Source organism: uncultured Collinsella sp., from assembly GCF_959026545.1.
In the GTDB taxonomy this organism is placed as follows: Bacteria; Actinomycetota; Coriobacteriia; order Coriobacteriales; family Coriobacteriaceae; genus Collinsella.
Genome location: NZ_CAUFLV010000007.1, coordinates 54203 through 81087, shown reverse-complemented (window position 1 = coordinate 81087; position 26885 = coordinate 54203). Strand labels below are relative to the sequence as shown.

General features: G+C 60.8%; 17 protein-coding genes. 14 read left to right on the top strand and 3 right to left on the bottom strand.

Annotated features, from left to right (window positions below; genetic code table 11):
* The first annotated feature begins 136 nt into the window (after window positions 1-136).
* The 10 genes from htpG to mfd all read left to right on the top strand — a co-directional run bounded on the left by htpG (window position 137) and on the right by mfd (window position 17461).
* Window positions 137-2161, top strand: a complete 2025-nt coding sequence (gene htpG, locus Q5Q88_RS05025) for a molecular chaperone HtpG (RefSeq protein ID WP_294122970.1) — start codon at window positions 137-139, stop codon at window positions 2159-2161.
* Window positions 2162-2583: 422 nt separating this feature from the next.
* A complete protein-coding gene (locus Q5Q88_RS05020; RefSeq protein ID WP_302742109.1) occupies window positions 2584-5226 on the top strand; it encodes a YhgE/Pip domain-containing protein in 2643 nt (880 codons plus the stop codon).
* Window positions 5227-7437, top strand: a complete 2211-nt coding sequence (locus Q5Q88_RS05015; protein WP_302742108.1) for a YhgE/Pip domain-containing protein — start codon at window positions 5227-5229, stop codon at window positions 7435-7437.
* A gap of 321 nt (window positions 7438-7758) precedes the next feature.
* Window positions 7759-9096, top strand: coding sequence for a glutamine synthetase family protein (locus tag Q5Q88_RS05010; RefSeq protein WP_294122977.1), 1338 nt, complete (start codon window positions 7759-7761; stop codon window positions 9094-9096).
* 98 nt (window positions 9097-9194) lie between these two features.
* Window positions 9195-9857, top strand: coding sequence for a response regulator transcription factor (locus Q5Q88_RS05005; RefSeq protein WP_302742107.1), 663 nt, complete (start codon window positions 9195-9197; stop codon window positions 9855-9857).
* A gap of 205 nt (window positions 9858-10062) precedes the next feature.
* Entirely contained in the window at window positions 10063-11403 is a 1341-nt protein-coding gene (locus Q5Q88_RS05000; RefSeq protein ID WP_302742106.1) for a S1C family serine protease, read from the top strand.
* A 331-nt stretch (window positions 11404-11734) separates the two neighbouring features.
* Window positions 11735-12016 carry a NifU family protein gene (locus tag Q5Q88_RS04995; protein WP_118653430.1) on the top strand — a complete coding sequence of 94 codons (282 nt, stop codon included), beginning with the start codon at window positions 11735-11737 and terminating at the stop codon, window positions 12014-12016.
* Between the two features lie 103 nt (window positions 12017-12119).
* Window positions 12120-12941 carry a prolipoprotein diacylglyceryl transferase gene (gene lgt, locus Q5Q88_RS04990; RefSeq protein ID WP_118653431.1) on the top strand — a complete coding sequence of 274 codons (822 nt, stop codon included), beginning with the start codon at window positions 12120-12122 and terminating at the stop codon, window positions 12939-12941.
* 35 nt (window positions 12942-12976) lie between these two features.
* On the top strand, window positions 12977-13639 hold the full coding sequence (gene nth, locus Q5Q88_RS04985) for an endonuclease III (RefSeq protein ID WP_118653432.1): 663 nt from the start codon (window positions 12977-12979) through the stop codon (window positions 13637-13639).
* A gap of 237 nt (window positions 13640-13876) precedes the next feature.
* A complete protein-coding gene (gene mfd / locus Q5Q88_RS04980; protein WP_302742105.1) occupies window positions 13877-17461 on the top strand; it encodes a transcription-repair coupling factor in 3585 nt (1194 codons plus the stop codon).
* A 102-nt stretch (window positions 17462-17563) separates the two neighbouring features.
* Here the strand turns inward: mfd and Q5Q88_RS04975 are convergent, their stop codons facing one another.
* Window positions 17564-18403: a MurR/RpiR family transcriptional regulator gene (locus tag Q5Q88_RS04975; protein ID WP_302742104.1), complete on the bottom strand. Its 840-nt coding sequence runs from the start codon at window positions 18401-18403 to the stop codon at window positions 17564-17566.
* Window positions 18404-18550: 147 nt separating this feature from the next.
* On the opposite strand from Q5Q88_RS04975, the gene Q5Q88_RS04970 reads away from it, so the two are divergent.
* From Q5Q88_RS04970 to Q5Q88_RS04960, 3 genes are all read left to right on the top strand, one after another.
* Window positions 18551-19984: a glycoside hydrolase family 1 protein gene (locus tag Q5Q88_RS04970; RefSeq protein ID WP_302742103.1), complete on the top strand. Its 1434-nt coding sequence runs from the start codon at window positions 18551-18553 to the stop codon at window positions 19982-19984.
* Window positions 19985-19994: 10 nt separating this feature from the next.
* Complete coding sequence (locus Q5Q88_RS04965; RefSeq protein WP_302742102.1) at window positions 19995-21383, top strand: PTS transporter subunit EIIC; 1389 nt, start codon at window positions 19995-19997, stop codon at window positions 21381-21383.
* Window positions 21384-21607: 224 nt separating this feature from the next.
* Window positions 21608-22564, top strand: coding sequence for a DMT family transporter (locus tag Q5Q88_RS04960; protein ID WP_302742101.1), 957 nt, complete (start codon window positions 21608-21610; stop codon window positions 22562-22564).
* A 136-nt stretch (window positions 22565-22700) separates the two neighbouring features.
* Here the strand turns inward: Q5Q88_RS04960 and Q5Q88_RS04955 are convergent, their stop codons facing one another.
* Both Q5Q88_RS04955 and Q5Q88_RS04950 read right to left on the bottom strand, forming a co-directional pair.
* Window positions 22701-22886: a DUF362 domain-containing protein gene (locus Q5Q88_RS04955; RefSeq protein WP_039910702.1), complete on the bottom strand. Its 186-nt coding sequence runs from the start codon at window positions 22884-22886 to the stop codon at window positions 22701-22703.
* Between the two features lie 388 nt (window positions 22887-23274).
* Window positions 23275-24477 (bottom strand): hypothetical protein, encoded by a 1203-nt coding sequence (locus Q5Q88_RS04950; protein ID WP_302742100.1) that lies wholly within the window; start codon window positions 24475-24477, stop codon window positions 23275-23277.
* 505 nt (window positions 24478-24982) lie between these two features.
* On the opposite strand from Q5Q88_RS04950, the gene dnaK reads away from it, so the two are divergent.
* Window positions 24983-26869 carry a molecular chaperone DnaK gene (gene dnaK, locus Q5Q88_RS04945; RefSeq protein ID WP_302742099.1) on the top strand — a complete coding sequence of 629 codons (1887 nt, stop codon included), beginning with the start codon at window positions 24983-24985 and terminating at the stop codon, window positions 26867-26869.
* Window positions 26870-26885: the final 16 nt, after the last annotated feature.

Sequence of the window (26885 nt, the reverse complement as noted above, 5' to 3'; positions counted from 1 at the left end):
GAATCTAAGTGGTAAACGCTTAGGTTTTATGAGTTCAATTGTGGGTACCATGGAGGCGTTCAGTAGATGTGCGCCGCTTGCCGGCGCACAAGCCGGCGAAAGCCGGCTAGACGACAGCAGAAAGGGCGTTGCGCGTATGCAGCAATTTAAAACCGAGAGCAAGAAGCTCCTCGACCTCATGATCAACTCGATCTATACCAACAAGGAGATCTTCCTGCGTGAGCTTATCTCCAACGCGTCGGATGCGGTGGACAAGCTCAACTTCAAGAGTCTCTCCGACTCGAGTATTCAGCTCGGCAACGATGACCTTGCCATCCGCGTCTCGTTTGACAAGGACGCGCGCACGCTTACCGTCTCCGACAACGGCATCGGCATGACCGCTGAGGACCTCGAGGAGAACCTCGGCACCATCGCCCATTCCGGCAGCCAGGAGTTCAAGCGGGAAAACGCCGAGCACCAGGGCGGGGATGTCGACATCATCGGTCAGTTTGGCGTGGGCTTCTACTCTGCGTTCATGGTTGCCTCCAAGGTCCGTGTGGTCAGCCGCGCCTTCGGCGAGGACACGGCGCACGTATGGGAGTCCGACGGCCTTGAGGGCTACACCATCGAGCCCGGCGAGCGCGCCGAGCACGGCACCGACGTCATCCTCACCATCCGCGAGAACGTCGCCGGCGAGAATGGCGAGCCCGGCGAGAACTACGACACGTATCTGTCCGAGTGGGGGCTCAAGGACCTCATCAAGCGCTACAGCAACTACGTGCGCTATCCCGTCCAGATGATGGTCACCAAGAGCCGCGAGAAGGAGCGCCCCGCCGACGCCGGCGACGACTACAAGCCGGAGTACGAGGACTGCGAGGAGCTCGAGACCATCAACTCGATGACTCCCATCTGGAAGAAACGCAGCTCGGACGTGTCGGAGGAGGACTACAACGAGTTTTATAAGAGCACGTTCCACGATTTTGAGGACCCGGCGCGTACGGTGAGCTTCCACGCCGAGGGCACCCTCGAGTACGACGCGCTGCTCTATATCCCGAGCCGCGCACCGTTCGACCTTTACAGCAAGGATTACGAGAAGGGCTTAGCGCTCTATAGCTCCAATGTGCTGATTATGGAGAAGTGCGCCGACCTGCTGCCGGATTACTACAACTTCGTGCGCGGCGTGGTGGACTCCCAGGACATCTCGCTCAACATCTCGCGTGAGACCCTGCAGCACGACCGCCAGCTCAAAGCCATCGCCAAGCGCGTGGAGAAGCGCGTGACGAGCGAGCTCGAGAAGATGCGCGACGACGACCGTGAGACGTACGAGAAGTTCTTTGAGAACTTCGGCCGTGGGCTCAAGTTTGGCATTTACTCCAGCTATGGGATGAAGGCCGATGAACTTGCCGACCTGCTGCTGTTCTGGAGCGCGCGCGAGAACAAGATGGTGACGCTTGCCGAGTACGCCGCCGCCATGCCCGAGGGCCAGAAGGCGATCTACTACGCGGCGGGCGATGATCGCGAGCGCCTGGCCAAGATGCCCGTGGTAAAGGGCGTGCTTGACCGCGGCTATGACGTGCTGCTGCTCACGGCCGATGTCGACGAGTTCACCTTCCAGGCCATGCGCGGCTACACCGCCAAGCACATGCCCAAGGTTTACGAGGACGACGCCGCGCGCGAGGCGGCCGCAAAGGCCGTCGCCGACGGCGCGGAGCCCGAGACCGAGGACCGCTTCCTCGATCTCAAGAACGTGGCGACCGGCGATCTCGACCTCGCGACCGAGGACGAGAAGAAGGATGCCGAGGAGGCTACGAAGGAGCACGGCGACCTGTTCGAGGCCATGAAGGAGGCCCTCGGCGATAAGGTGGAGAAGGTTGCGGTCTCCGCGCGTCTGACCGATGCCCCCGCCTGTATCACCACCGAGGGTCCGCTGTCGCTCGAGATGGAGAAGGTGCTTGCGCGCGGCCCCGAGGCCGATCGCGGCGAGATGCCCAAGAGCCAGCGCGTGCTTGAGCTCAACGCCAAGCATCCGGTGTTCGACAAGCTCGTGGCTGCTCAGGAGGCGGGCGACCAGGATAAGCTCTCCCTGTATGCCGGTCTGCTCTACGACCAGGCGCTGCTCGTCGAGGGCATCCTGCCCGCCGACCCGGTGGCGTTTGCCCAGAGCGTCTGCGAGCTCATGTAGATTGCTCGCTCGCACATTTACCGGGAATTCATAGCTAAGCAATAGACCGGGGCGCCCTGTAGAGCGCCCCGGTCTATTGCTCGGAGGGGGGATGATGCGCCGCAAATACGCAAATGTTGGGTTAAAAGTGGGGGTATGCGAGTAAAGGCGAGATTGACCGCAATATAACCGCAGGTCAAGCCTTTGTTGCACAAATGGCTACACGGCGGATGCGGACTTTATCTCAACATTTGCGTATTTGCACGTTCCGCACGCTGGAGAAGAGGCTCTTTTCGCCCTTTCATGTGCACAGGTGTGTCGCCCTATTGCGAGTATTCTGCAGAAAGTATTGATAGTTACCAGTACACGTGTTGTTTTTCTCACGACCGTAGTATAGTTCTGCTCCAACAAAGGCAATAGTAAGGTCAAAGGGTGGTTCGAGCGTGAAGAAGGCCTTCCAGATCTTTAAACGAGACCTCAAGCGGTTACTGCACAATCCTGTGGCGATGGTCATCACCATTGGTGTGTGCATCATTCCGTCATTGTATGCTTGGTACAACATCGAGGCGAACTGGGATCCGTACAGTAACACCTCCGGTGTGAAAATCGCCGTCGCCAACGAGGACGAGGGCGTTGAAAGTGAGTTGACGGGGTCGCTCAACGCCGGTGAGCAGACGGTCGAGCAGCTCAAGGAAAACGACGACCTGGGCTGGGTCTTCACCGATGCGGAAAGCGCGAAAGAGAGCGTGTACAGCGGTGAGTACTACGCCGCGATCGTCATTCCTAAGGACTTCAGCGAAAAGCTCACGAGCATGCTCACGGGCGACTTTGAGCAGCCCGAGCTCACGTACTACGTGAATGAGAAGAAGAACGCCATTGCCCCCAAGGTGACCGATACGGGTGCCGAGACCATCGAGGAGCAGCTGAACGAGACCTTTGTCGCAACGGTCAGCAGCACGCTTGTCGAGCAGGCGCAAAAGCTCGGGGTCGACGTGGACGCGGCGGGGGAGCGCGCGGAGCAGGGCGTGCTCGCGAATGTCTCCGATTCCGTCGACGCCCTGAAGCGTGTGCGCGAGGGCCTTGGCGGCATGGCGACTACCATCGACGACGCCAAGGTTGCCGCAACGAGTGCCAAGAGCTCGCTGGCCGGCATGAACGCCGAGACGCCTGCGCTTGTCGATGCGCTCGACAAGGGACACCAGCTCCTGGGCACAACACGTTCGGCCGCGGGCGAGTTCCACACCGCGCTGTCGACCGCCCTCGCCAACGGAGCGACCCAGCTGGGCACGGCTTCGTCGAAGGCGGACGCCGCCGTTGGTTCAATGGCGGGCGCCGTCTCGGCTGCTAAGACCAAGATCGACATATCGCTCTCCAACTTCCAAGCCGTGATCGATTCCAATTCGCGCGCCCTCGAGGCCCTGCGCAACCTCAACAACTCGGCTTTGGGCTCAAACGGCGATATCGAGGCCTTCATCCACGACCTTGAGAACCAAAATGCCGGTCTGCAGTCTGCCAAAGACGCGCTGCAGACGCAGAGCGATGCACTCGGCCAAGACGTCGATGCCGCGACCACCGCGACGGACGCTATCAACACCGCCGTGCAGGGCAGCGTCGAGAACCTGGGCAAGACCCAGCAGACCCTCAACTCCAGCGTCATTCCCCAACTGAGCGCGGGCCTCGATGCGTTCTCGAACGTCTCGGGCGACCTGTCGGGCGTCGTGACGAGCCTCACCCCCACCATCGCGCAGTCCATGGGCCTACTTGACCAGCTGAACGCCATGCTCGACCAGACCAAGAGCGCGTTGGCGAGCAGCGATGAAACGCTGGCCGACCTGCAGGCTACGCTTGAGACGGTCAAGACCGACATCGTCGCGCTGCGCAGCTCCGAGGCAACACGCGAGCTCGCGAACCTGCTCGATATGGACCCCGCTAACATCGCGGATTTCATGTCCGCCCCGGTGACCCTCACCACTAAGGCCGTGTATCCGGTCGAGAACTACGGTTCGGGCGTCACGCCGTTCTACACGAACCTGGCTCTGTGGGTGGGTGGCTTTGTGCTCATCGCCATCTTCAAGCTTGAGGTTGACACCGAGGGTGTGGGCCAAATCACGGCCAACCAAGGGTATTTTGGCCGCTGGATGCTCATGGTCCTGCTCGGCTTCGTGCAGTCGATCATCGTGTGCGTGGGCGACTTGGTGCTAGGGATCCAGTGCAGCCATCCCGTGTTGTTCGTGATTGCGGGCGTGTTCACCTCGTTCGTCTACGTGAACATCATTTACGCGCTGTCGATCGCGTTCAAGCATATCGGCAAAGCCATCGGCGTCATCCTCGTCATTGTGCAGATCCCGGGTTCCTCAGGCATGTACCCCATCGAGATGATGCCCGACTTCTTCCAGGCTCTGCACCCGCTGTTGCCCTTCACCTACGGCATTAACACGATGCGCGAGACCATCGGCGGCATGTACGGCATGAACTACCTGTTCAACCTGGGCATCCTTGCGGTGTTTTTGGCCGTGGCGCTCGTGGTGGGCGTATGGCTGAGGCCTAAGCTCCTCAACCTCAACCTGCTGTTCGACCGCCAGCTCTCCGGCACGGGCGTGATGATCTGCGAGCGCGACGACATGCCGCGCGAGCGGTTCTCCGTGCGCAACGCCGTGCGGGCGCTGTTTGACACGGAGGCGTATCGTCGCGAGATCCTCGAGCGCGGCGCGCGCTTCGAGCACCGGTACCCGCGGCTTATCAAAGCGGGCTTCTGCCTGGTGCTTGGTCTGCCCGTGCTGCTGTTCGTGCTCACGGCAACGCTTGACCTCGACATCGACGGCAAACTCGTGATGCTCGTGCTGTGGATCGTTGCCATCATCGTGGCGGATGCCTACATGATCTTTATCGAGTACCTGCGCGAAAGCCTGAATTCACAGGCGCGTATGACCTCGCTGCCCGATGACGAGCTGCGCGAGGAGCTGGGCCGCAGCATCGCGCGCGGGGTGCCGGCGCGCGCCGCAGGGGCGAGCCCGGATCGCGGCCTCACCGGCAGAACTCCTGCACACATCACCAACGGAGACGCCCCGAAGGGAGGCGAGGAGTAGATGAAGAAGATCATTGCCCTGCTCAAGCAGGATCTCTCGAGGGTGCGCGGCAGCGTGGTCGCATGCATCGTCGCAGTGGGTCTCGTGATTGTGCCTACCCTTTACGCCTGGTTTAACATTGCGGGCAGCTGGGATCCTTACGGAAACACGGGCAATCTCAAAGTCGCGGTGGCGAACTCGGACGAGGGCTACCTGAGCGATCTTATCCCCGTGCGCGTGAACATCGGCGACACGGTCGTCTCGTCGCTACGTGAGAACGACAACATCGACTGGGTCTTCGTCAAGGAGGACGAGGCGGTCGAGGGCGTGCGTTCGGGTGAGTACTACGCTGCCGTCGTAATTCCCGAGGATTTCAGCTCCCGCATGATGACGGTCTTTTCGAGCGATGCCGAGCACGCCGAGATCGTGTACTACGAGAACCAAAAGGCCAACGCCATCGCGCCCCGCGTGACCGACAAGGCCGCGAGCACGGTGCGCAAGCAGATCGACGAGACGTTCGCCGAGACTATCAGCGAGGTGGGACTGGCCACCACGTCGAGCCTGCTCGATTACCTGGACGGCGATCAAATCGCCAACTACGCGGCGAACCTGGGCAGCACTCTTACGGCGGGCATCGAGACGTTGCGCGATGCGTCCAAGACGGCGACCGAGTTCACGGGGGTCCTGGGCTCCTCCACAGGCCTTTTGGATTCTGCGGGCGACCTGTTGTCTCAGACGGGCGAGGCCAGTTCGAGCGCCGAGGCACTGGTGAGCGATGCCAAGACGGGCCTTGCCAACATGGATGCCGCTCTCGATGGCGCGGTTGACGCCATCAACGGGGCGCTGGCCGACAGCGCGGGTGACTACGAAGCCGCCGCCACGGCCATAGGGAACGCGTTCGCCACCGTGGATGAACACGTGTCGACTACCTGTACGCAGCTGCGTAGCGCCTCGTCGAAGATAGCGGGACAGGCGGCAGATGCCCGTGCCGTGCAGAAGAAGATCGCCGCCCTTGAGGACAAGGTCGACAGTCTGCCGATATCAGATGCGGCAAAGGCCGAGCTCATTCAGCAAATCGACATCGTGGCCAACACGGTGGGCAACGTCGCTAACCAGCAGGAACTGCTCGCGCAGCACCTCTCGGATGCCGCCGATTCCCTCGAGGCGGGTGCCACCGATGCTCGCGAGCAGGCAGAAGCCGTCAAGGAAAACCTCGCTTCTGCCAAAAACGACATCTCATCGATCAAGGATTCCTACAAGGAGACGCTCGAGCAGGAGATCGCGTCGCTCGCCGATGCGGTGGGGAGCGTCGCCAAGAGCAGCGAGGACATGGCGAGCAGTCTGAGCACGACCGCCTCCGATCTCTCGACGGCATCCAAGGACCTTTCGAGCGACCTTTCCGATGCGCAAGGCGTGCTTGCCAGCGCCGCAACCGACCTGAGTACCTCCGCCGACGGCCTGCAGGAGCTCAAGGACGGTATCGATGCCGCCGTGGCGTCGGGCGACCTGCAGAAGGTACGGGACCTCATTGGATCGGACCCGACATCGCTTGCCGAGGCCCTCGCCGCCCCGGTGGCCCTCGACCGCCAGGCCGTGTACCACATCGAGAACTACGGCAGCGCCATGGCGCCGTTCTACACTACGCTGTCCATCTGGGTCGCGGGCATCGTGCTTGCCGCAATGCTCAAGGCGAACGTGGATGAGCGCGATATCCAAGCACTCGCGCCGATTCACCTGCACGAGCTCTATCTGGGACGCTACGCGTTCTTCGCGTTGCTCGCCTTTGCGCAGGCGACGCTCGTGTGTGCCGGCGACCTGATGTTCTTTGGGATCCAGTGTGCCCATCCGCTGCAGTTCCTCCTCGTGGGCTGGGTTGCCGGGTTCGTGTTCAGCAACATCATCTACACCCTTACGGTGAGCTTTGGCGATATTGGTAAGGCGATCGCCGTTGTGCTGTTGGTCATGCAGGTGGCCGGCTCGGGCGGCACATTCCCCATCGAGATGACGGCCGACTTTTTCCAAGGTGTCTATCCGTTCCTACCGTTCACGCATGCCATCAACGCGATGCACGCCGCCATGGCCGGAGCCTATGGGATGGAGTATTGGCGTGAACTCGGTATCTTGGCGTGCTACCTGCTTCCGTCGCTCGCGCTCGGTCTGGTATTCCGCCGTCCCGTGATTCGCGCGAACCAGTGGATCATCGAGAAGCTCGAGGAGACCAAGCTCATGTAGGAGCCTGCGGCGAGCGCACGGCGGCGCGGTCTCAGCCGTTGATTGCCGCGAATCGGGCGTTTTTGTAACGAGTTTCCAGAGGGGTCGAGTAGACAGGTGTTTTGGGCTATCGCCAACTGGGGCTTTGATGCCCAAACCGACCGTCTACTCGGGGCGTCTCGATCTTCGTTACAAAAACGCCCGATTCGCGGCATTGCACCTTCTGCCCATGCCCTCATTTCCAAGGTGCTTTTCTGCGGGGGAGTGCCGGAAACTCGGACGAAACATAACTATGAGAACATGGAGACAATCTGGCATCATCGCATGTGAAAGGGCTCGTATATGGACCAGCAGCAGAACATCGATTTCGTCCTGCGCACCGTCGAGGAGCGCGACATCCGCTTCATCCGCCTGTGGTTCACCGACGTGCTCGGCAGGCTCAAGAGCTTCGCTATCAGCCCTGAGGACCTCGAGGTCGCGTTTGAAGAGGGCATTGGTTTCGACGGTTCCGCCATTGAGGGCTTCACCTCTCCCGACGAGGCGGACATGCTGGCCTTCCCGGATGCCTCCACGTTCCAGATCCTGCCCTGGCGCCCCAAGCACGACGGCGCCGCGCGCATCTTCTGCGATGTCTGCACGCCCGACCGCCAGCTGTTCGCTGGCGATTCGCGCGAGTGCCTGCGCCGCATGTTCTATCGTGCGGAGAAGCTCGGCTACATCATGAATGTGGGCGCCGAGCTCGAGTTCTACTATTTCCCCGACGAGCGCACACCCGAGCCCATGGACAAGGTTGGCTACTTTGACCTCACGCCGTCGGATTCCGCGCGCGACCTGCGCCGTTCCACCGTGCTCATGCTCGAGAAGATGAGCATCCCGGTGGAGTACACCTTCCATAGCTCCGGTCGCTCGCAGCACGGCATTTCCATGCGTCACGCCGAGGCGCTCACCATGTCCGATGCCATCATGACGGCCAAGCACGTCATTCGCACCTGCGCCTACGAGTCGGGCATCCACGCCTCTTTCATGCCCAAGCCCATCGCCAAGGGCTCGTCTTCGGCAATGTTGCTTCACCAGTCCCTGTTCGACCGTGAAGGCAACAACGTCTTCTGGGGTGACGACGCCAAGAACCACCTGTCGCCCATTGCCAAGAGCTACATGGCCGGCATCTTGGCGCATGCCTCCGAAATCAGCGCCATCACCAACCCCACGGTGAATTCCTACAAGCGCCTCTCCGCCGGCGTGGGTAACGGCCCGCGGTATGCAACGTGGGGCATGCGCAACCGCTCCGCTATGATCCGCGTGCCCATCTACAAGCCGGGCAAGCAGGTTGCGGCCCGCATTGAGCTTCGCAGCCCCGATCCGATGGCCAATCCGTACTTGGTGAACACCGTCACGCTGGCAGCCGGACTCGACGGCATCAAGCGCGGACTCGAACTGCCCGAGGAGGCGACCTCCGATCTGTTGCGTCTGCCCGAGAGCGAGCTGCGCGCCCGCGGCATCGAGCCGCTGCCGAGAAACCTCGACGAGGCGCTCGACGTCTTTGAAAGCTCCGATTTCATGAAAGACGCCCTCGGCGAGCACATCCATGCATTCTTCCTCAAGAAGAAGCGCGACGAGTGGAATCGCTTCAACGCCACAGTGACCGAGTGGGAGCTCGATCACTATCTCGCCAATTCATAGGGAGTGGGGCCTCGGTCGGTGATCCTTGCCCGAATATCACCGCCATGTACGTGCTCGACCTGCCTATTTGTTATGATGATGCCGTCGGAGGTGTGAATATGTCCGAAAAGTCTGTGCTATTCATGGCGCGTACCACGCGACTTCATGATTTCGTCCGAACACTCGCCTCGTCCTTAGGTGTCGAGGTGCATATTGCGACCCCAGATTCGCCTGCCGTGGCGCATGATTTCGACCTCCTTATTCTCGATGGCGATGGGGTGCGTTCCGATCGCGTCGATGCCATGGCAAAGTGGCTCGAGCAGCGCGGCGGTGTGCCCATGCTTCTCATGATGGATGAGGAGAACCTCTCCGACCTGCATCTTCCCTCTCATGTCCGCTCCGATTTCATTTGCTCGGGTGCAAGTGACGCCGAGCTTGAAGCGCGCGCCCGCCAGCTTTTGGGCGATGGCGAGACCGTCGCGGTCGACGAAGTCCTCACCGTGGACAACCTCATGATCAACCTTGCCACCTACCAGGTATCGCTCGACGGCGAGCCGGTTGACCTCACGCTTATGGAATACTCGTTGCTCAGCTTTCTGGCAACGCATCCCAACCGTGCGTACAGCCGCGAAGTGCTGCTGCATCGCGTGTGGGGCTTCGAGTATTGCGGAGGAACGCGTACGGTCGATGTCCATATCCGTCGAATCCGCAGCAAGGTGGGTCCGCAGATCGCCGGTCACATCTCCACGGTTCGTGGTGTGGGCTACCTGTTTAAGGAATAACGTGTGCGCCGGGGCGCGTGCCGAAGGGCGCGCGCCCCTTTTCATGCGCGTTGCCTTTTCGCGCTGTGGGTTGCGTATAGTGCCTGAGTGCCTTTCGAAAGACTTAATGGTACTTACAACTTGATTAAAGTCCGCGACTCTCGGGGGGTTGAACCTCGTATTTGGGGTACAACGGTTGAGATTGAAAGCGTTGAAAGGAACCTCCATGATTGACGACAAGACCCCGCAGCGCCCGGACGGCCTTGCGGGGGATGAGCCGCATTTCGCTTCGAACTCCGAGCCAACGGTGGAGACCACCGTCATGCCCGCGATGCATACCGAAACGCGTACCGTGGTGAAGACCAAGAGCCGCAAGCTTCCGATCTTCCTTGCATCCCTGCTCGGTCTTGCCGTAGGATCCGTGCTCGTGATCGCGCTCGTGATGTCCGGCGCATTCCGCATTACGGGCACCAATGTGGAGTCTGCTGTCAGTGGTGCCACGCAGACCATCGAGATCGATCCCGAGGACACCACGCTTTCGGAGGCCGTTGCCGCCAAGGCTCTGCCATCTGTGGTGTCGATCACCGCTCAGGGCGAGACCGAGGACTCCGGCGGCATCGGTAGCGGCGTCATCCTCGACACCGATGGCAACATTCTCACGAACTACCACGTAATTGAGGGTGCTTCCGCGTTGGTGGTGCGCACGGACAGCGGCGACAGCTATGAGGCCGAGGTCGTGGGCACGGATGAGTCGAGCGACCTCGCCGTGATCCGCCTCCAGGACGCCGAGGACGCCGATCTCACGCCCATTGACCTCGCCGACTCCGATGATCTCACCGTGGGTGAGTGGGTTATGGCAATCGGTAGCCCCTTTGGCAACGAGCAGTCCGTCTCGACGGGTATCGTCTCCGCTTTGTACCGTTCCACCGCACTTCAGAGTACGAGCGGCACCTCCATTTACGCGAACATGATCCAGACCGACGCCGCCATCAACCCCGGTAACTCCGGTGGCGCTCTCGTGAACGACGAGGGCAAGCTCATCGGCATCAATTCCGTGATTGAGTCGTACTCGGGTTCGAGCTCGGGCGTGGGTTTTGCCATTCCGGTGAATTACGCCATCAATATCGCGGATCAGATCATCGCCGGCGAAACGCCTGTTCATCCGTACCTGGGCGCCTCGCTTATGAGTGTGAACGCCTATAACGCGCGTCAGAACAACCTTGCAGTCGATAGCGGCGCCTATGTTGCCGAGGTCACTGCTGATGGTCCTGCCGCAACTGCGGGGATCGAAGCAGGCGACATCGTGACGGCGGTGGACGGCGAGCCCATCTCTTCCGCCGACGGCCTGATTATCGCCTTGCGTGAGCACGAGGTGGGAGACAAGGTCACTCTCACCGTGATGCATGGTAAGGACGAGAAGGAGATCGAGGTTGAACTCGGATCTGACGAGGCATTGCAGGCCGAGCAGCAGGACGCTTCCGACGGCAACGGTTCGAGCGGCGGCATGACCGAGGAGGAGTTCCTCCGGTATCTCGAGCAGTACATGGGTGGCCGCGGAGGGTTCTAGCGCCTGCCCCCCGGTATGGCCCTCGTGGCGATGCGATACTGTAGTGCCACAATGGCGGGTACGCTCCAACTGGGGGCGCGCCCGCTTTTGCATAGAGGGCGATGGCAGAACGGGGAACGGCAACGGGGGACGCCGACGGCGTTCGCGGCGAGCTGGTTTGGCGCACATCGACGCATCTGCGAATCTGCGTAGGCTGGCCCTCTACGGCTGAGTGCGGAGCGGCACATGGGGGAGCGTGGTATAGTGTCTCCACATGCGGGCGCGATGCCCATTATCAACGAATGACGCGCGGCGGCGGAGTGCGCAGCTGCGTTTGGAGAAGGGACTGCACATGGCGGTGAACGAACAGCTGCTGCTTGAAGTGCTCGAGCAGATTCGACCCAACTTGCAGGCCGATGGCGGTGACATGGCATATGTGGGCGTAACTGAGGACGGCGTGGTGCAGCTCGAGCTGCAGGGCGCCTGCGCGGGTTGCCCCATGAGCTCGCTCACCCTGTCGATGGGCATCGAGCGCATCCTCAAGGAGCACGTGCCCGGTGTGACTCGCGTTGAGCAGGTGGGTGGCGGTGCGGATGCGGCCAACGACCTGTACGACGAGTACGCTCCGTTCTAGGGTTTGCACAAGGGTCCCGAAGGCGCCGCCCGTCGGGACCCTTTCTTTTCCGTTCGCGCGCCGGGCATGCGTCTCGGCGCGTATCTCATAGGAGTGGCCATTCATGCTCAACGAGCTCTATCACAGCCTCGACCCCGTCGCATTTTCTGCGGGACCCTTCACCGTGTATTGGTATGGCCTTGCCTATATGGTGGGTGCGCTGCTGGCGGGCGTGGTGATGTACCGTACGCTCAAGCGCTGGGATATGGCCATTACCATCGACGACGCCATGACGCTTGTGGTCTCGGTGGTCTTTGGCCTGTTGATTGGCGGCAGGCTGTTCTACGTGCTGTTCTACAGCAATGGGTATTACTTTGAGCACCCGCTCGAGATCATCTTTGGGTCGAACGGGCATGGCATCAATGGGATGAGTTTTCACGGCGGGCTTGTGGGCGGCATCATAGGCGGCCTCATTGCCTGTCGCGTATTGCGGCTGTCGCCGCTGACCATCGCCGATGCGGCGTTCGTGGGGGTGCCCTTGGCGCTGTGCTTGGGGCGGTGCGCCAACTTCGTGAACGGCGAACTGTGGGGCAAGCCCACCGATCTTCCCTGGGGCGTGGTGTTCGGCGGGGCTGCCGGCGACATTCCGCGCCATCCGAGTCAGCTCTACGAGGCGTGTCTCGAGGGCATTGTGCTGTTTGCCGTGCTCTACCTGCTGAGCCGTCGAAAAAAGACGCCGCCGCAGGGCTCCATTATGGGGACGTTCGTACTCGGCTACGGTATCGTGCGGTTTTTAATCGAATTCGTACGACTGCCCGATGCGCAGCTTGGGTACCTGTTTGGCGGCTGGCTCACCATGGGCCAGCTCCTGAGTTTGCCGCTCATCGTGGCGGGAGCGGTGTTGCTCGTGTTCGCGTTCCATTTCAAACGACCGCAGCATCTCTAGGTGCCAGCGTCTTTAAAAGAGAGGAGCCAAGGCGGATGCCACGTGAGACGAATGCGGCAAAGCGCGAACGCGCGATCGAGACGTGCCGTCGTTTGAACGAGCGATACGGGCCGGTCGAGTGCTTTTTGGACCATGAGACCCCGTTCAGGCTGGTCATCGCTGTCTTGCTGTCGGCGCAGACGACGGATGCCCAGGTGAACAAAGTCACGCCGGAGCTGTTCCGCCGCTGGCCCACGCCCGAGGCGATGGCGGGTGCGACGTACGAGGAGCTCTCGGAGGTCATCAAGTCCCTCGGCTTCTACAAGACCAAGGCGAAGCACTGCATCGAATGCGCCCAGATGATCGTGGCGGATTACGGCGGCGTGGTCCCGAATGAGATGAAGGAGCTTGTGAAGCTCCCGGGTGTGGGGCGCAAGACGGCCAACATCGTGCTCAACGTAGGGTACGGCATCGTGGACGGCATCGCGGTCGACACGCACGTGAACCGCATCGCGCACCGCCTCAAGCTCTCGCCCAAAACACACGAGAAGGAACCGCTCAAGACGGAGCAGGACCTCTTGAAGATCCTCCCCCGCGAGTACTGGAACGACGTGAACCACCAATGGATCATGCTGGGTCGCGAGATCTGCGATGCCCGCAAGCCTTTGTGTGGGGAGTGCCCTCTGGCTGACATCTGTCCGAGTGCCAAGGTGGGGTAGTACTCGATATGTTGCAGCGCAAGCGCGAATTCTCAGGTGGACGAGCTTCTTAAAGGCACAACCGCAGGAAGAGGCTTTCAGCAATATCGATGAGCGCGAGATGGGCAGCTCGGACTGCAGCAAATCGTTTTTCGACCGGTGGGCATCTTGCGGTAGGATGATTTGAACATACGAATGCGTCGAACTCCCGCCCAAGCTCGCGTTTGGGCGGGTGTTTGGCGTCGGAAAGGTGCCCCCATGCTCATTCACCGTATCGCCGCGCAGCTCTATACCGCCGAGGCGCTTCAGGACATCGACGCGGCGCTCATGGCGGGAGAGGACGCCACGCTCGCGATCTCCCAGTCGGGCCGCACCCTCGCGGTGGCGGCCCAGTTCGCCCGCCGGCCTCGCCCCACGGTGTACATCGTCTCGGGTGAGGACGCGGCCGACCGCGCTGCGCGCTCCATTGCGGCGTATGTGGGTGCGGATCGTGTTGTGCGCTTCCCCGAACGCAAGGATTATCCGTGGAAGAACGCCGAGCCCGATGACGCCGTGGTCGCCGCCCGTTGCGCCGCGCTCGCGAGGATCGCGCGCGGCGACGCCTGCATCATGGTCGCATCCGCCCGCTCGCTCCTGCGATGCGTCCCGCCGCTCGAGAGCCGGTACTGGGCGTCCCGCACGTATTCCGTGGGAGAGGAAGTTGCCTTTGAGGAGGTTCCCGGGCAACTCGTCTCGATGGGCTACACCCGTGCGGACGCGGCGGATGCCCCGGGCCTGTTCCGTGTGCTGGGCGATACCGTTGACATCTGGGCGGCCCAAGCGACCGCGCCGGTGCGCATCGAGTTCTTCGGCGACGAGATCGACCGCATCCGCCTGATGGTGGCATCGACCGGTCAGACGATCGGCGACGAGGATTCGGTCGAGATCAGCCCCGTGCGCGAGCTTGCCCTCACCGATGAGGCGGTGAGGCGGATCTCCGCCGCGCTGTACCTGCCCGCCCAGGACGACACCGAGCTGGCAGCCCTGCTCGAGCTGGTCGAGGCGCGCGTTGTCACGCCCGAGCTCGAGCGCTTTTTGCCCCTGCTTTACGGCGAGACCGTGAGCCCTCTCGCGCACGTGCATCCCGATGCACTGGTCATCTTGTCCGAACCGCGCTCGCTGTTCGATGGCTGCTCGCGCGCGTACGAGGACCTCGAGCATCGCGCGGCCGACGCGAAGATCGCGCGCCTCGACGGGCTCTACGTGCGGCCTCAAGAGCTTGACTTTGGGCGTCAGCAGCGCCTCAACTACGTAAGCCTCATCCGTGCGGGCGGATCGGTGACGGCGGAGCTCAAGATCGAGCAGCCGGCCCTCGCGGGTTCGGACAACCGCTTCATGAGCCGGATCCAGGAGGTTGTCAACAACCGCTTCGCCTGCGTGTTCGCGATTCCCGACCGCGGCGCGCGCGAGTCGATGGAGCTCTCCTTCACCGATGAGAACATCCCGTTCGAGGAGTCCCTCCAGGCGGCGCCCGAGAACGCCGGCGCCGTGGGCGGGGCGCGCGTTCGCGTCGAGCTCCTCAAGCGCGACGTGGATGCGCTCAATGCGCGCGGCATCGATGAGGGCGGGGAGCGCGTCGTCCCCACGTTGACGCGCGGCAGGATGACCTTCGTCGACGCCCCCATCCCGTCCGGAGTCGTGGTCCCCGCGGCGCATCTCGCCGTCTTCAGCCTCGCCGACCTCAACGCGCGCATGGACGGCCACCGCGGGCGCGCGCACCGGCGCGTGGACATCACCGAGGTCACCTTCCCCTTCAAGCCGGGTGACTACGTGGTTCACAGCACGCACGGCGTTGCCCTGTTCTCCGAGATCGTCCGCCAGGAGGTCGCCGGCAAGGAGCGCGACTACTTCCTGCTGGAATACGCGGGGGGCGACAAGCTCTACGTCCCGCTCGAGCAGGTCGACCGCATCACGCGCTACGTCGGCCCCGACGGCGACAACCCTCGCCTCACGCGCCTCAATACGGCCGACTGGAGCCGCGCCACCACCAAGGCGCGCAAGAGCGCCAAGAAGCTCGCCTTCGACCTCGTCGACCTGTACACGCGTCGCAGCTCGATCACGGGCTTCGCCTTCGGACCCGACAGCGCGACCCAGGTCGAGATGGAGGAGAGCTTCCCCTACGACGAGACGCGCGACCAGCTCGACGCCATCGCCGACATCAAGGCGGACATGGAATCGACCAAGCCCATGGACCGCCTGCTCTGCGGCGACGTGGGCTTCGGCAAGACCGAGGTTGCCCTGCGCGCGGCGTTCAAGTGCGTGGACGGCGGCCGCCAGGTCATGGTGCTGTGCCCCACGACCATCTTGGCGCAGCAGCATTACGAGACGTTCTTCGAGCGCTTCGCGTCGTTCGGCGTGGAGGTCGAGGTCCTATCGCGCTTCCGTACCCCCGCGCAGCAGCGCCGCGCGCTCGCGGCCTTCGCCGAGGGGCGCGTCGACGTGCTCATCGGCACCCACCGCCTGCTCTCCGCCGACGTCAACCCGCATGAGCTCGGCCTGGTGATCATCGACGAGGAGCAGCGTTTCGGCGTGCAGCACAAGGAGCAGCTCAAGAACATGCGCGAGCAGATCGACGTGCTCACGCTCTCCGCGACGCCCATCCCGCGCACGATGCAGATGGCCATGAGCGGCGTGCGCGATATGAGCCTCATCACCACGCCGCCCACCGGCCGTCGCCCCGTGGCGGTGCACGTGGGCGAGTACGACCCCGATGTGGTGAGCGCGGCCATTCGTTTGGAGATCGGCCGCGGCGGCCAGGTCTACTACGTGTCCAACCGCGTGAAGACCATCGACGACGCCGTTGAGCGCGTGCTGGAGGCCGCGCCCGAGGCGCGCATCGGCGTGGCGCACGGCAAGATGAGCCCGCGCGAGGTCGAGGACGTGATGGTGCAGTTCGCCACCAAGAAGATCGACGTGCTCATCGCCACCACCATCGTGGAGAGCGGCATCGACAACGCGAGCGCCAACACGCTGATCATCGAGGACTCGCAGCGGTTGGGCCTGGCGCAGCTCTACCAGCTCAAGGGCCGTGTGGGGCGCTCCGCCACGCAGGCGTACGCGTACTTCATGTTCCCCGGCGAGCTGCCGTTGACGGAGGAGGCAACGGCGCGCCTGACCGCGCTCTCCGAATTCCAGGACTTGGGAAGCGGCATGCGCATCGCCATGCGCGACCTCGAGATCCGAGGCGCCGGCTCGCTGGTCGGCGCCGAGCAGCACGGCAACCTGTCGAGCGTGGGCTTCGATCTGTTTACGCAGATGCTGGGGCAGGCGGTCGCGGAGGCACGCGGCGAGGGCGCCGGCGACGTCGAGCAGGCGACCGTGGGCATCAACCTGCCTGCGGACTTCTTCCTGTCCGAGGAATACGTCCCGGCGGTCGACCGTCGCGTTCTGGTGTACCGCAAGCTCGCGGCTGCGGACATGCTCGAGCAGGTCGACGAGCTCCAGGAGGAGTGCGAGGAGACGTTCGGTGCCCTGCCCGAGGCGGCGCAGAACCTGTTCGACCGCACGCGCATCCGCATCCGCGCCGACAGGCTTGGTCTCGAGAGCGTTGCGCTCATCGCGGGGAAGCTCACCTACCAGGGCGTTGACGTGCCCAAGGGCGTGGCGTTCGATCTGCGCACGAAGCTCGGCGCGATCGCCTTTCCCAAGACGCGAAAGTTCACGGTCCCCTACAAGGCGGGGGCGGGCAGCGGCAGCGGCGTCGGTCGCGGCATCAACGCCGATGTGGCCGCCGGCGGCATGGGCCCCGTGCAGGCGGCCTTGGGGATTCTGGCTCAGCTCGGTCCGAGCGGCGACGACGATTAGGTGCCTATGAAAAGAAGAGGCTACGAGCGCGAGTTTGAGCTGCACTCGTAGCCTCTTCATTTCGATAAATATCTGGAGCGCTGGGCGGTATAAAGGTTTAGCTCACTCGATCATTTCCGGCCAAGAAACCGTTGGACCGAAGAGGGGGTTTCCCGGCGTTTTATATTTCGTGATGTAGCGGGAAGAAAGAAGGTCAAACAGGTACGTGATGGCGTACTTCGAGTAAACCCCTAGCTCATCGATGCCGTCTCCTCGCCCGCTCAGGTAGTACGCCTTATCAAAACGCGAAGCGGTGTCTTTGCTGGAAAACGCCGTGATGAGCACCTTCTTCGCCGTTCGTCCCCACATGCGTTCGTCAAGTTCGCGTGCGAACATGCCCGAGACCGAAACCACGATGACCAGGGAATCGTGGTAGGTCTCGACGCGCATCGGCGGCTTACCGTTGTCTTGAGTGTTGAGGCGCACGATCTTTCCTGCAAAGAACATCTCTTGTTGGAAGCGCATGAGATTTCCGCTCACATTGTTGGTGCAGAGCAGCTCGACATTGCGATGTTGGGCTATCTCGTATGCGAGTTCGTCGAGAAGGGCATCGGATATTCTGCTCTCCACTTCCGCATACATCTCCATCATGCGAATATCGAGCTCAGCACGATATTCGTTAAAGCTGAGATTAGGGTCGCGGTGCCTGAAGTCCGAGGGGAAGACCAGTTGAGAAAAAGAGTTCTTGAGTTCGCTCAGGCTCTGGTACCCAAGGCGGTTGCAGAAACGGCGAACAGCCGATCTCGTCACGTGCGCGCGCTCTGTTATGGCGCTCACGTTGATGGCCTCGGAATTGCGGAGGTTGGAAATAAGGTAGCGCGCAATGGCGACATCGTTGCCGTCGCGCTCCTCGTTGATTATTGAACTGATGATGTTTAGCAGGCCAAAGCCGTGATTGCTCAAGATGACCCCTCGCGAACGGTCTCCAAACAGTGGTTCATTTTATGAATCATAGCAGGCAAATTCCTTTTCTATACTTCAAATCAGATGGCGCCATGTTCGAAAAAGGGCGGGAAAACCGCCTGCGTAAAAGGAGGGGAGGATGGTCGCATGAATGTTCAGGGACACGCGAATCTGCAGTTACCGGACTTCTTGTGGGGTTCTGCCACGGCGGCATATCAGTGCGAAGGTGCTTGGGACGAGGATGGCAAGGGGCTTGGCGAGTGGGATTATTTCAACCACACGAGCGCCAAGAACATCAATAACGTCGACGGCGACGTCTCGTGCGATTTCTATCATCGTTACGAGGAGGATATTCGGCTGTTGGCAGAGGGCGGCCAGAACACTTATCGATTCTCTATCGCGTGGAGCCGCATTTTGCCCGATGGGGTCGGTGAGGTCAACGAGGATGGCGTCGCGTTCTACAATCGCGTGATCGATTGTTGCGTCAAGTACGGTGTCGTCCCGAATGCCACGCTGTTCCACTATGACCTTCCCTATGCCCTGGCCTGCAAGGGCGGCTGGCTCAATGCGGATGTCGCCAAGTGGTTTTGCGACTACGCCAAGATCTGCTTTGAGCGCTTTGGCGACCGCGTGAAGGTGTGGGCAACCATCAATGAGCCCCATTTCTATAGCTACTGCGCGAATATGCTGGGCAACTACCCGCCCAACAGATCCCTCGACATGCAGTCCTTTATGCAGTATCAGTACCACCTGATGCTTGCCAGCTCCATGGCCGTACGCGCATATCGGGAGATGGGCGGCGACGGCATCATCGGCGTCGTGCACGACGGCGGTGTGGTCGAGGTCGATCCGGCTGCGGAGCATCCCGAGGAGGTGTTCCGCGGTGCCGACTTCATGGCGAATCGCATGATTCTCGCTCCATGTTTGCAGGGCAGGTTTCCCGAGGAAATGGACGAGATGCTCCAAAAGCTCGACGTCTTGCTGTATCGCGTGCCGGGCGACGAGGAGATCTTTGCCCAAGGCGTTGGCGACTACATCGGCTTGAACGTCTATTGCCGCGAGTACGCAACGGACTGGCGCGGTGGAGCGACCCAGGTTTCCGCCAACAACAAGGGCGGAGCGAGCAAGAAGCTCGAGGGGAAGGTGATCGCACCGCTGTATCAGACCACGTGCGATCCGAATGTTCCCCGCAACAAGTGGGGACGCGAGATTCTTCCGCGTGTCATGTACAGCACGATCATGGACATCGCGGAGCGCTACGGCAACCCGCTGATGTTCATCACGGAAAACGGCCACGGTGCCTACGAGGATCCCGACGCCGAGGGCATGGTTCACGACGACGAGCGCATCGAGGTACTGGATCAGTTTATCGAGCACATGATGCGCGCTCGCGCGGAGGGTGCAAACGTCCACGGGTATTACGTATGGTCAACGATGGATTTGTACAGCTGGATCAACGGTTACCAGAAGCGCTACGGATTGGTTCGAGTCGATTTCGACAATGATCTGAAGCGTGTTCCCAAAAAGAGCTGGTATTGGTATCGCGATCTGATCAACGGCTATCTAAATCAAAGCGAATAGGAGGCGTGAAATGAAATACGAGAAGATGTCGCACTCTATTCTTGCCGCGATTGGCGGTGTGGAGAACATCTCGTCCGTCACGCATTGCGCGACCCGCTTGAGGATTGATGTAAAGAAGCTCGATGCAATCGACCTCGATGCGGTCAAGAAGGCGGAATATGCGCTTGGAGCCGTGGTGAGCGGCGGCCAGCTGCAGGTCATCATCGGTCCGAACGTGACTGAGGCATACAACGATTTCCTCGAGGTCGCGGGCATCGATTTCGGTGCAGGTGTCGTCGCAGACGATGAGGGCACGATCGCCGACATGGCCGCCTCGGTGAAGAGCAACGGTGCGGTCGGCATTGTCGAGAAATTCGGCAACATCACCGCCCAGATCTTCATGCCCATCGTCCCGGCGCTTATCGTCGGCGGTCTGATCCTTGCCATTAAGAACCTCCTGGTCAATTACTGCGGGTTTAGCACCGATAGCGGCACGGCGCAGGTGCTGCTGGCGATCTTCGACGCGGCCTTCACGTTCCTACCCGTCTGGATTGGCTATCAGCTTGCCTCCATTCTCAAGATGCAGCCGATCATGGGCGCGCTTCTCGGCGCGATCATGGTGAGCCCGTCGATCAGCGGCGTTGAGGGCCTCGATTTTCTCGGGATGCCTATTCCGGCGATCGGCTACGGTGGAACTGTCGTGCCCATCGTGCTCGGCGTCGTGTTCATGTTCGCGGTTGACCGCTTGCTGCAGAAGGTCATCCCCGATGTTGTGAAGTTGTTCGTCAAGCCGCTGCTCACCATGTTCATCATTGTCCCCGTGACGCTTCTGGCTCTCGGTCCTGTCGGTTCCATGATGGGTTACGCGCTGAGCGACGCCGTTACGTGGCTTATGGGGCATGTCGCGGTGATCGCCACTCCGATATTTGCCGCGATCAACCCGTACCTCGTCATGCTTGGTCTCGATAAGGCCTTTATCGCAATCGAAGTGAATAGCCTTGCCCAGCTTGGATACGCGCCTATTATCTTCGGCTTCATTTCGAACCTGTGCATCGGAGCTACCTGCCTGGCGCTTGCGAGCACCATCAAGGGAGATTCTGCTCGTAAGGGCATGGTGACCACCTTTGGCATCACCGCGCTGTGCGGCGTTACCGAGCCGGGATTCTACGGCGCGCTCATCGAGCGTCCCCGTCTGCTTCTTGGCACTGCTATCGGCGCCCTGTCTGGTGGTCTCATCGCCGGCATTTTCGGGCTCGTTGAGTACGTTGCCGGCGCCTGTCCCGGTCTGCTCTCGGCGTTGATCTTCATCGCCCCGGACGGCGGTATGGATAATTTCTTCCTCGCCTGTGTGGTCGCCGCGGTGAGCATCACGGTGTCTTTCATCGCGACGCGGGTGATCATAGCCAAGTTTGAGAAGTAACTTACCTGAGGAACAGTTCGCTTGGGTTCCCGTTTGGCTGGTTGATCGGCCGGCCCGCTCACGTGGCGTGACCGTTTGATTTTGTTGATGGCGGTCCGCTTGAGAGAGCTCTGCCTGCACTTCGCCGGCTGAAGATCGGGGCATATGCTCCGTCCTCGATGCGTGCGTCGAGGACGGAGCTTTTATATGGCGAAGCCTCTGCATGCGAACCATGGAGGTTGTGGATGCAAGTTCGTTTTGGATATTTTCTTGTCCTGCTTGGCGCCCTGCTGTGGGGGAGTGTAGGCGTCTTTTCGCGTGCGCTGGGTCAAATGGGCTTGACTGCGATGGAGGTCGCGGCGCTCAGAATGTTCGTCGCCAGCATATTTCTCGTCCCGATTCTCTTGGCGATGGGGGCGGGCAAGGATTTCGAGAAGGCAGGAAGACGGGGGCTCCTCCGGTTTTTCCTGATCTCACCTCGAGGGCTGTTTTGGAGCGCGCTTGTTGGTGTTTTTGGCCTCGCCCTGTCCAGCGCAACCTACTATATATCTATAGAGCATATTGGCATGTCAACCTCTTCGGTGCTCATGTGCACGTCTCCTATGTTTGGCATCGTGCTCGGTCGCATACTATACGGCGAGGGGATAACCAATCAAAAAATCGTCTCACTTGTTTTCAACGTCGCGGGTTGCACACTTGCCGTCACGGGCGGCGCGCTCGAGATCGAGTCGATATCCCCAATTGGAGTTGGAACGGGCGTTTGCTCTGGCTTGATGGGATGCCTGCTCACAATGTTCAGCAAGGCGGCAACACGTTACGCCCAGCCGCTCACTGTCGTATTTTATGGCTTTGTGGCCGGTGGCGCCCTTTTGTCCGCCTTCGCGAACCCGTTTGCGAAGATAGCTGGGGGCATGCCATCCGGGTTCTACTGGGTCGCAGCCGCTTTCGGCTTGTTCCCAACGGTCCTCGCGTACTTTTTTTATATGACTGGGCTCTCAAAGGGGCTTGAGGCATCCAAGGTCCCCGTGGTCGCCACGTTCGAAACGGTGACGGCCGTGATACTCGGCGTTGCCATATTCAGAGAGCCGTTTGGCATGGGAAAGCTGATCGGCGTCTGTTTGGTCCTGGCTTCCATCGGTATAATGAGCATCGATGTGGCGGCTCAGCGCAGAAAGCTTCTGGAAAGGGTCCGTTCCGTGTAGTGCGCCGTAGGTGCGAGGGAAGGGTTCGGTTGCGATCGGTTTCGCTTCTGAGCTGCGAGATGATCGGTTAAAGCCAAGGCCCGACCCCTTGCGGGGTCGGGCCTTGGTCATGCGAGGCGATGATGACAGGCCTGTACTAGTCTTCGGCGATCTCAGTGATGGCACCGGCGGGGCAGGCGTCCTGGCAGGCGCCGCAGGCGACGCAGGAATCCTCGTCGGCGACGGTGGCGACGTCGTTCAGCTCGAGAACGCCGGCAGGGCAAGCGTCAACGCAGACGCCGCAGGCGATGCACTCGTCAGCATCAATAATCGGATGAGCCATGATAAACCTCCTCTGTTGCGCCCGGTGCCACAGGCGAAGAGGCAACGGGTCTTTCTCAAAAGAAAGATACCACGCGGCTCCTTCAATGCAAGTCTTCGCAAGGTCCAATCGCGACCGTTCACCGAGTCAGCCAAGGCTGACTGTTGTGGATGCTGCATGGGTTGCACGCGGAAAGTATTGATCATTTACCACTCCCGCATTTCACTCGCCCTTCCCACGCTGCCGACCGAACTTCCGCGCACGTGCCTCCTGATTTTCCTCAGTGTGTGTCCGATAATACGCAAATGCGGGGATAAAATTCGAATCGGGGAGTATCGTTCCGTTTTGGTTTATAAAACCTGCAGGTACAGGCTTTGGTCGTTATATCGCTACTTGCCCATGCCGAATATTAACCCCGCATTTGCGTATTTTTATCTTTCCCACTGCCGTTGGTGGCCTTTTTTCGCTTGGTGAAGTGCCCCGGTTTGCGTCGGGCCTTGTTGTCGAGCCTACGTTTCTTGAGTTCTTGTGCGGTCGGCTCCCTTGTGAGGCCGAGCCAGTCACCAAAAATGTCTGCACGTAGGTTGTTCTCGGCAATGAGTTGCCTTGAGGTCTTGTTTGGCCATACGATCCCGAGTTTCTCTGACAGCAACATGAGCAAAACTGCGAACTTATGCTGGTCACGAAGCTGGTCGCTCGTGATCAGGGTCACCCCGTGCCCCATTGCTTGCAGGGCAGTAGCCCGAAGCGCATCTTTCGTGCCCGCGCCGACTCTGTCGTGGACAATCTTGCCCTGGCATTCGAGCATCCACTCCCTTGTGTCGGCTGGAGACACCACGCGTAGGTCAATCTCGGCGCCAGGTTTTCCCGTGAGGATTCCTGCGCCATGTGAGTATTTGACCAGATAGTTGTTCTCGAAGTGCTGATAACCTTGCCCTCCAAGCGCAGGATCCATCCATAGCAACATGGAAATCTGAGCCTCTAGCGGGGAGGCGGTCATGCCGCTCACGCAATCGAGGGCTCGCTCGAACAGCTTGTGTCCTCGAACCCCCTTGATTCTTGCGGCAAAATCTCGAAGAGTTGACAGGTTTGTCAAGGGTGGCCGCGTCCACAGCTTCGAAGGCTTACCGTCTTCCGATGAAACGCACGACCAGCCGTCATGCACGTCGGTTGCGTGGCGAATGAACAGTTCGTTTGAGAGCGCCTCGCTTGGCTCGTACAGGGTGAATCTCCCACACATTTCGTACATTGCCATAACAAGCTGATTGAAGGTCAAGGTTCGTGAGAGCGTGAAGAGCGTGAGCTCGGGCGATGCGACGTGGAAGCCGTGCAAGGTTTCTCTAATGCAACCGCGGAGAAGTTCACGGTCGATCACATGGAACCGAAGCGTCACACCATGCGAGCGTTTCTGCGCGCTGTCCGTAATCACATGTAGGGGTGTGCCTAGGACTTCCGTTACGAGAGGCTCTTTGCGCAGGGTATAGTAGCGTGGATCGCGGCTATATAAATGCAGTGGGGGACACGCCTCGAGGAAGCGGGGCGGTGTGCGGTAGTACTTATAGGCGGTCTTATCGCAAATGATGCTTTCCTCGGTAAAGATGTCGATTGCCATGAGGGCCTCCCAGGGACCTGAGCGGAATGAGGACGTGTATTGGAGCTGAGGCGACCTGATGTGCTTGATTGATGTGCTTGCGAGATGCTTAAAATACGCAAATGCGGGGTTAGTTTCGGCAACGCTAGATACGCGAGAAAAATGACATGCTATCTACCTGCGGATACGCTGAATAGTAGAACCTTTATACCCGCAGGGCCTCGAAAACATCCCCGCATTTGCATATTTAGCGATTGAGGTGGGGGCGGACGCACCCGAATTAGACGAAAACTCTCCATGAGCGCACGGGACTCGGAGCTCATGCTGTGCTTGCGGGCACGCTTCCCGCGCGATGCATTGCCTTATGCCTTGGGTTGAGTTGTGGAGGATAAGAAATCTTATATGAATTGACTTAGATTTTGTATAACTCGGTGCATAAGGGGATACACTATGCCATGAGCAAAACGCAGAAGCGCCGTGAGCATCCGCAAATGTGCGCCACGCAACCCAAGGAAGGGAAGTAACTATGAGCAAGATTCTCGGTATCGACCTGGGCACCACCAACTCCGCCATGGCCGTTCTCGAGGGTGGCAGCCCCACCACGATCGTGAATGCCGAGGGCGACCGCACCACCCCGTCCGTCGTTGGTTTCCGCGCCGAGGGCGACCGCATCGTGGGCAAGGCTGCTAAGAACCAGGCCGTCACTAACCCCAAGAACACCGTCTTCTCCATCAAACGCTTCATGGGCCGCAAGTTCTCCGAGGTCCAGGACGAGCTCAAGACCGTGCCCTACGAGGTCAAGGAGGGCAGTAACGGCCGTTGTGTCGTCATAATCGACGGCGAGGAGTTCACGCCCGAGCAGATCAGCGCTATGACGCTCGCCAAGATGAAGGCCGACGCCGAGAAGTATCTTGGCGAGCCCATCACCGAGGCCGTCATCACCGTCCCCGCGTACTTCAACGACGCCCAGCGTCAGGCCACCAAGGACGCCGGCCGCATCGCCGGCCTCGACGTCAAGCGAATCGTCAACGAGCCCACGGCCTCCGCGCTCGCCTACGGCCTCGACAAGCAGGACAAGGAGCAGAAGGTCCTCGTCTTCGACCTCGGTGGCGGCACCTTCGACGTTTCCCTGCTCGATCTTGCCGACGGCGTGTTCGAGGTCCTCGCCACCAACGGCGACAACCACCTGGGCGGCGACGACTGGGATCAGCGCGTCATCGACTGGATGGCCGACAAGTTCCAGTCCGAGAACGGCGTCGACCTGCGCAAGGATCCCATGGCATTGCAGCGCCTGAAGGAGGCCGCCGAGAACGCCAAGAAGGAGCTCTCCGCCGCCCAGCAGGCCGTCATCAACCTGCCCTTCATCACCATGAACCAGTCCGGCCCGCTGCACCTCAACTACACGCTCACCCGTGCCGAGTTTGAGAAGATCACTCGTGACCTGCTCGAGCGCTGCAAGGCGCCGGTCACCAAGGCGCTGAACGACGCCGGCGTCTCCCTCTCCGAGGTCGACGAGGTCATCCTCGTTGGCGGCTCCACCCGTATGCCCGCCGTGCAGGAGCTCGTCAAGAACATGACCGGTAAGCAGCCGAACATGTCCGTGAACCCCGATGAGGTCGTCGCCAACGGCGCGGCTGTCCAGGGCGGTGTGCTCACCGGCGACGTCGAGGGCATCCTGCTGCTCGACGTGACCCCGCTGTCCCTCGGTGTCGAGACCATGGGCGGCATCATGACCAAGATGATCGACCGCAACACCACGATCCCGACCTCCAAGACCGAGATCTACTCCACTGCTGCCGACAACCAGACCTCCGTCGAGATTAACGTGCTCCAGGGCGAGCGCGAGCTTGCCCGCGACAACAAGTCCCTCGGCAAGTTCCAGCTCTCCGGCATCCCGGCGGCTCGCCGCGGCGTCCCGCAGATCGAGGTCACCTTCGACATCGACGCCAACGGCATCGTGAAGGTCTCCGCCAAGGACAAGGGCACCGGCAAGGAACAGTCCATCACGATCTCCGGCTCCACGGCGCTTTCCGATGAGGAAGTCGATCGCATGGTGAAGGACGCCGAGTCCCACGCCGAGGAGGACAAGAAGCAGAAAGAGGAGGTCGAGGCCCGCAACCAGACCGACTCCCTGTGCTACTCCACCGAGCAGACCCTGAATGAGCTGGGCGACAAGGTTTCCGGCGATCTCAAGTCCAAGGCCGAGTCCGCCATCGCCGACGCCAAGAAGGCGCTCGAGGGCTCTGACATCGAGGCCATCAAGGCGTCCGGCGAGGCTCTGCAATCCGTCGCCTACGAGCTCGCTCAGATGGTGTACGCCGATGCCCAGGCCGCTGGCGCGGGCACTGACGGCGCCGCCGCCTCCGACGACGTGGTCGATGCCGACTACGAGGTCGTTGACGACGAGGAGTAAGCTCCCCGCCCGCGGG

Bases quoted from the DNA above. Each gene is read 5' to 3' on its own strand.
- htpG (WP_294122970.1), top strand. From the start codon at position 137: ATGCAGCAATTTAAAACCGAGAGCAAGAAGCTCCTCGACCTCATGATC.
- Q5Q88_RS05015 (WP_302742108.1), top strand. From the start codon at position 5,227: ATGAAGAAGATCATTGCCCTGCTCAAGCAGGATCTCTCGAGGGTGCGC.
- Q5Q88_RS05010 (WP_294122977.1), top strand. From the start codon at position 7,759: ATGGACCAGCAGCAGAACATCGATTTCGTCCTGCGCACCGTCGAGGAG.
- Q5Q88_RS05005 (WP_302742107.1), top strand. From the start codon at position 9,195: ATGTCCGAAAAGTCTGTGCTATTCATGGCGCGTACCACGCGACTTCAT.
- Q5Q88_RS05000 (WP_302742106.1), top strand. From the start codon at position 10,063: ATGATTGACGACAAGACCCCGCAGCGCCCGGACGGCCTTGCGGGGGAT.
- Q5Q88_RS04995 (WP_118653430.1), top strand. From the start codon at position 11,735: ATGGCGGTGAACGAACAGCTGCTGCTTGAAGTGCTCGAGCAGATTCGA.
- lgt (WP_118653431.1), top strand. From the start codon at position 12,120: ATGCTCAACGAGCTCTATCACAGCCTCGACCCCGTCGCATTTTCTGCG.
- nth (WP_118653432.1), top strand. From the start codon at position 12,977: ATGCCACGTGAGACGAATGCGGCAAAGCGCGAACGCGCGATCGAGACG.
- mfd (WP_302742105.1), top strand. From the start codon at position 13,877: ATGCTCATTCACCGTATCGCCGCGCAGCTCTATACCGCCGAGGCGCTT.
- Q5Q88_RS04970 (WP_302742103.1), top strand. From the start codon at position 18,551: ATGAATGTTCAGGGACACGCGAATCTGCAGTTACCGGACTTCTTGTGG.
- Q5Q88_RS04965 (WP_302742102.1), top strand. From the start codon at position 19,995: ATGAAATACGAGAAGATGTCGCACTCTATTCTTGCCGCGATTGGCGGT.
- Q5Q88_RS04960 (WP_302742101.1), top strand. From the start codon at position 21,608: ATGCAAGTTCGTTTTGGATATTTTCTTGTCCTGCTTGGCGCCCTGCTG.
- Q5Q88_RS04955 (WP_039910702.1), bottom strand. From the start codon at position 22,886: ATGGCTCATCCGATTATTGATGCTGACGAGTGCATCGCCTGCGGCGTC.
- Q5Q88_RS04950 (WP_302742100.1), bottom strand. From the start codon at position 24,477: ATGGCAATCGACATCTTTACCGAGGAAAGCATCATTTGCGATAAGACC.
- dnaK (WP_302742099.1), top strand. From the start codon at position 24,983: ATGAGCAAGATTCTCGGTATCGACCTGGGCACCACCAACTCCGCCATG.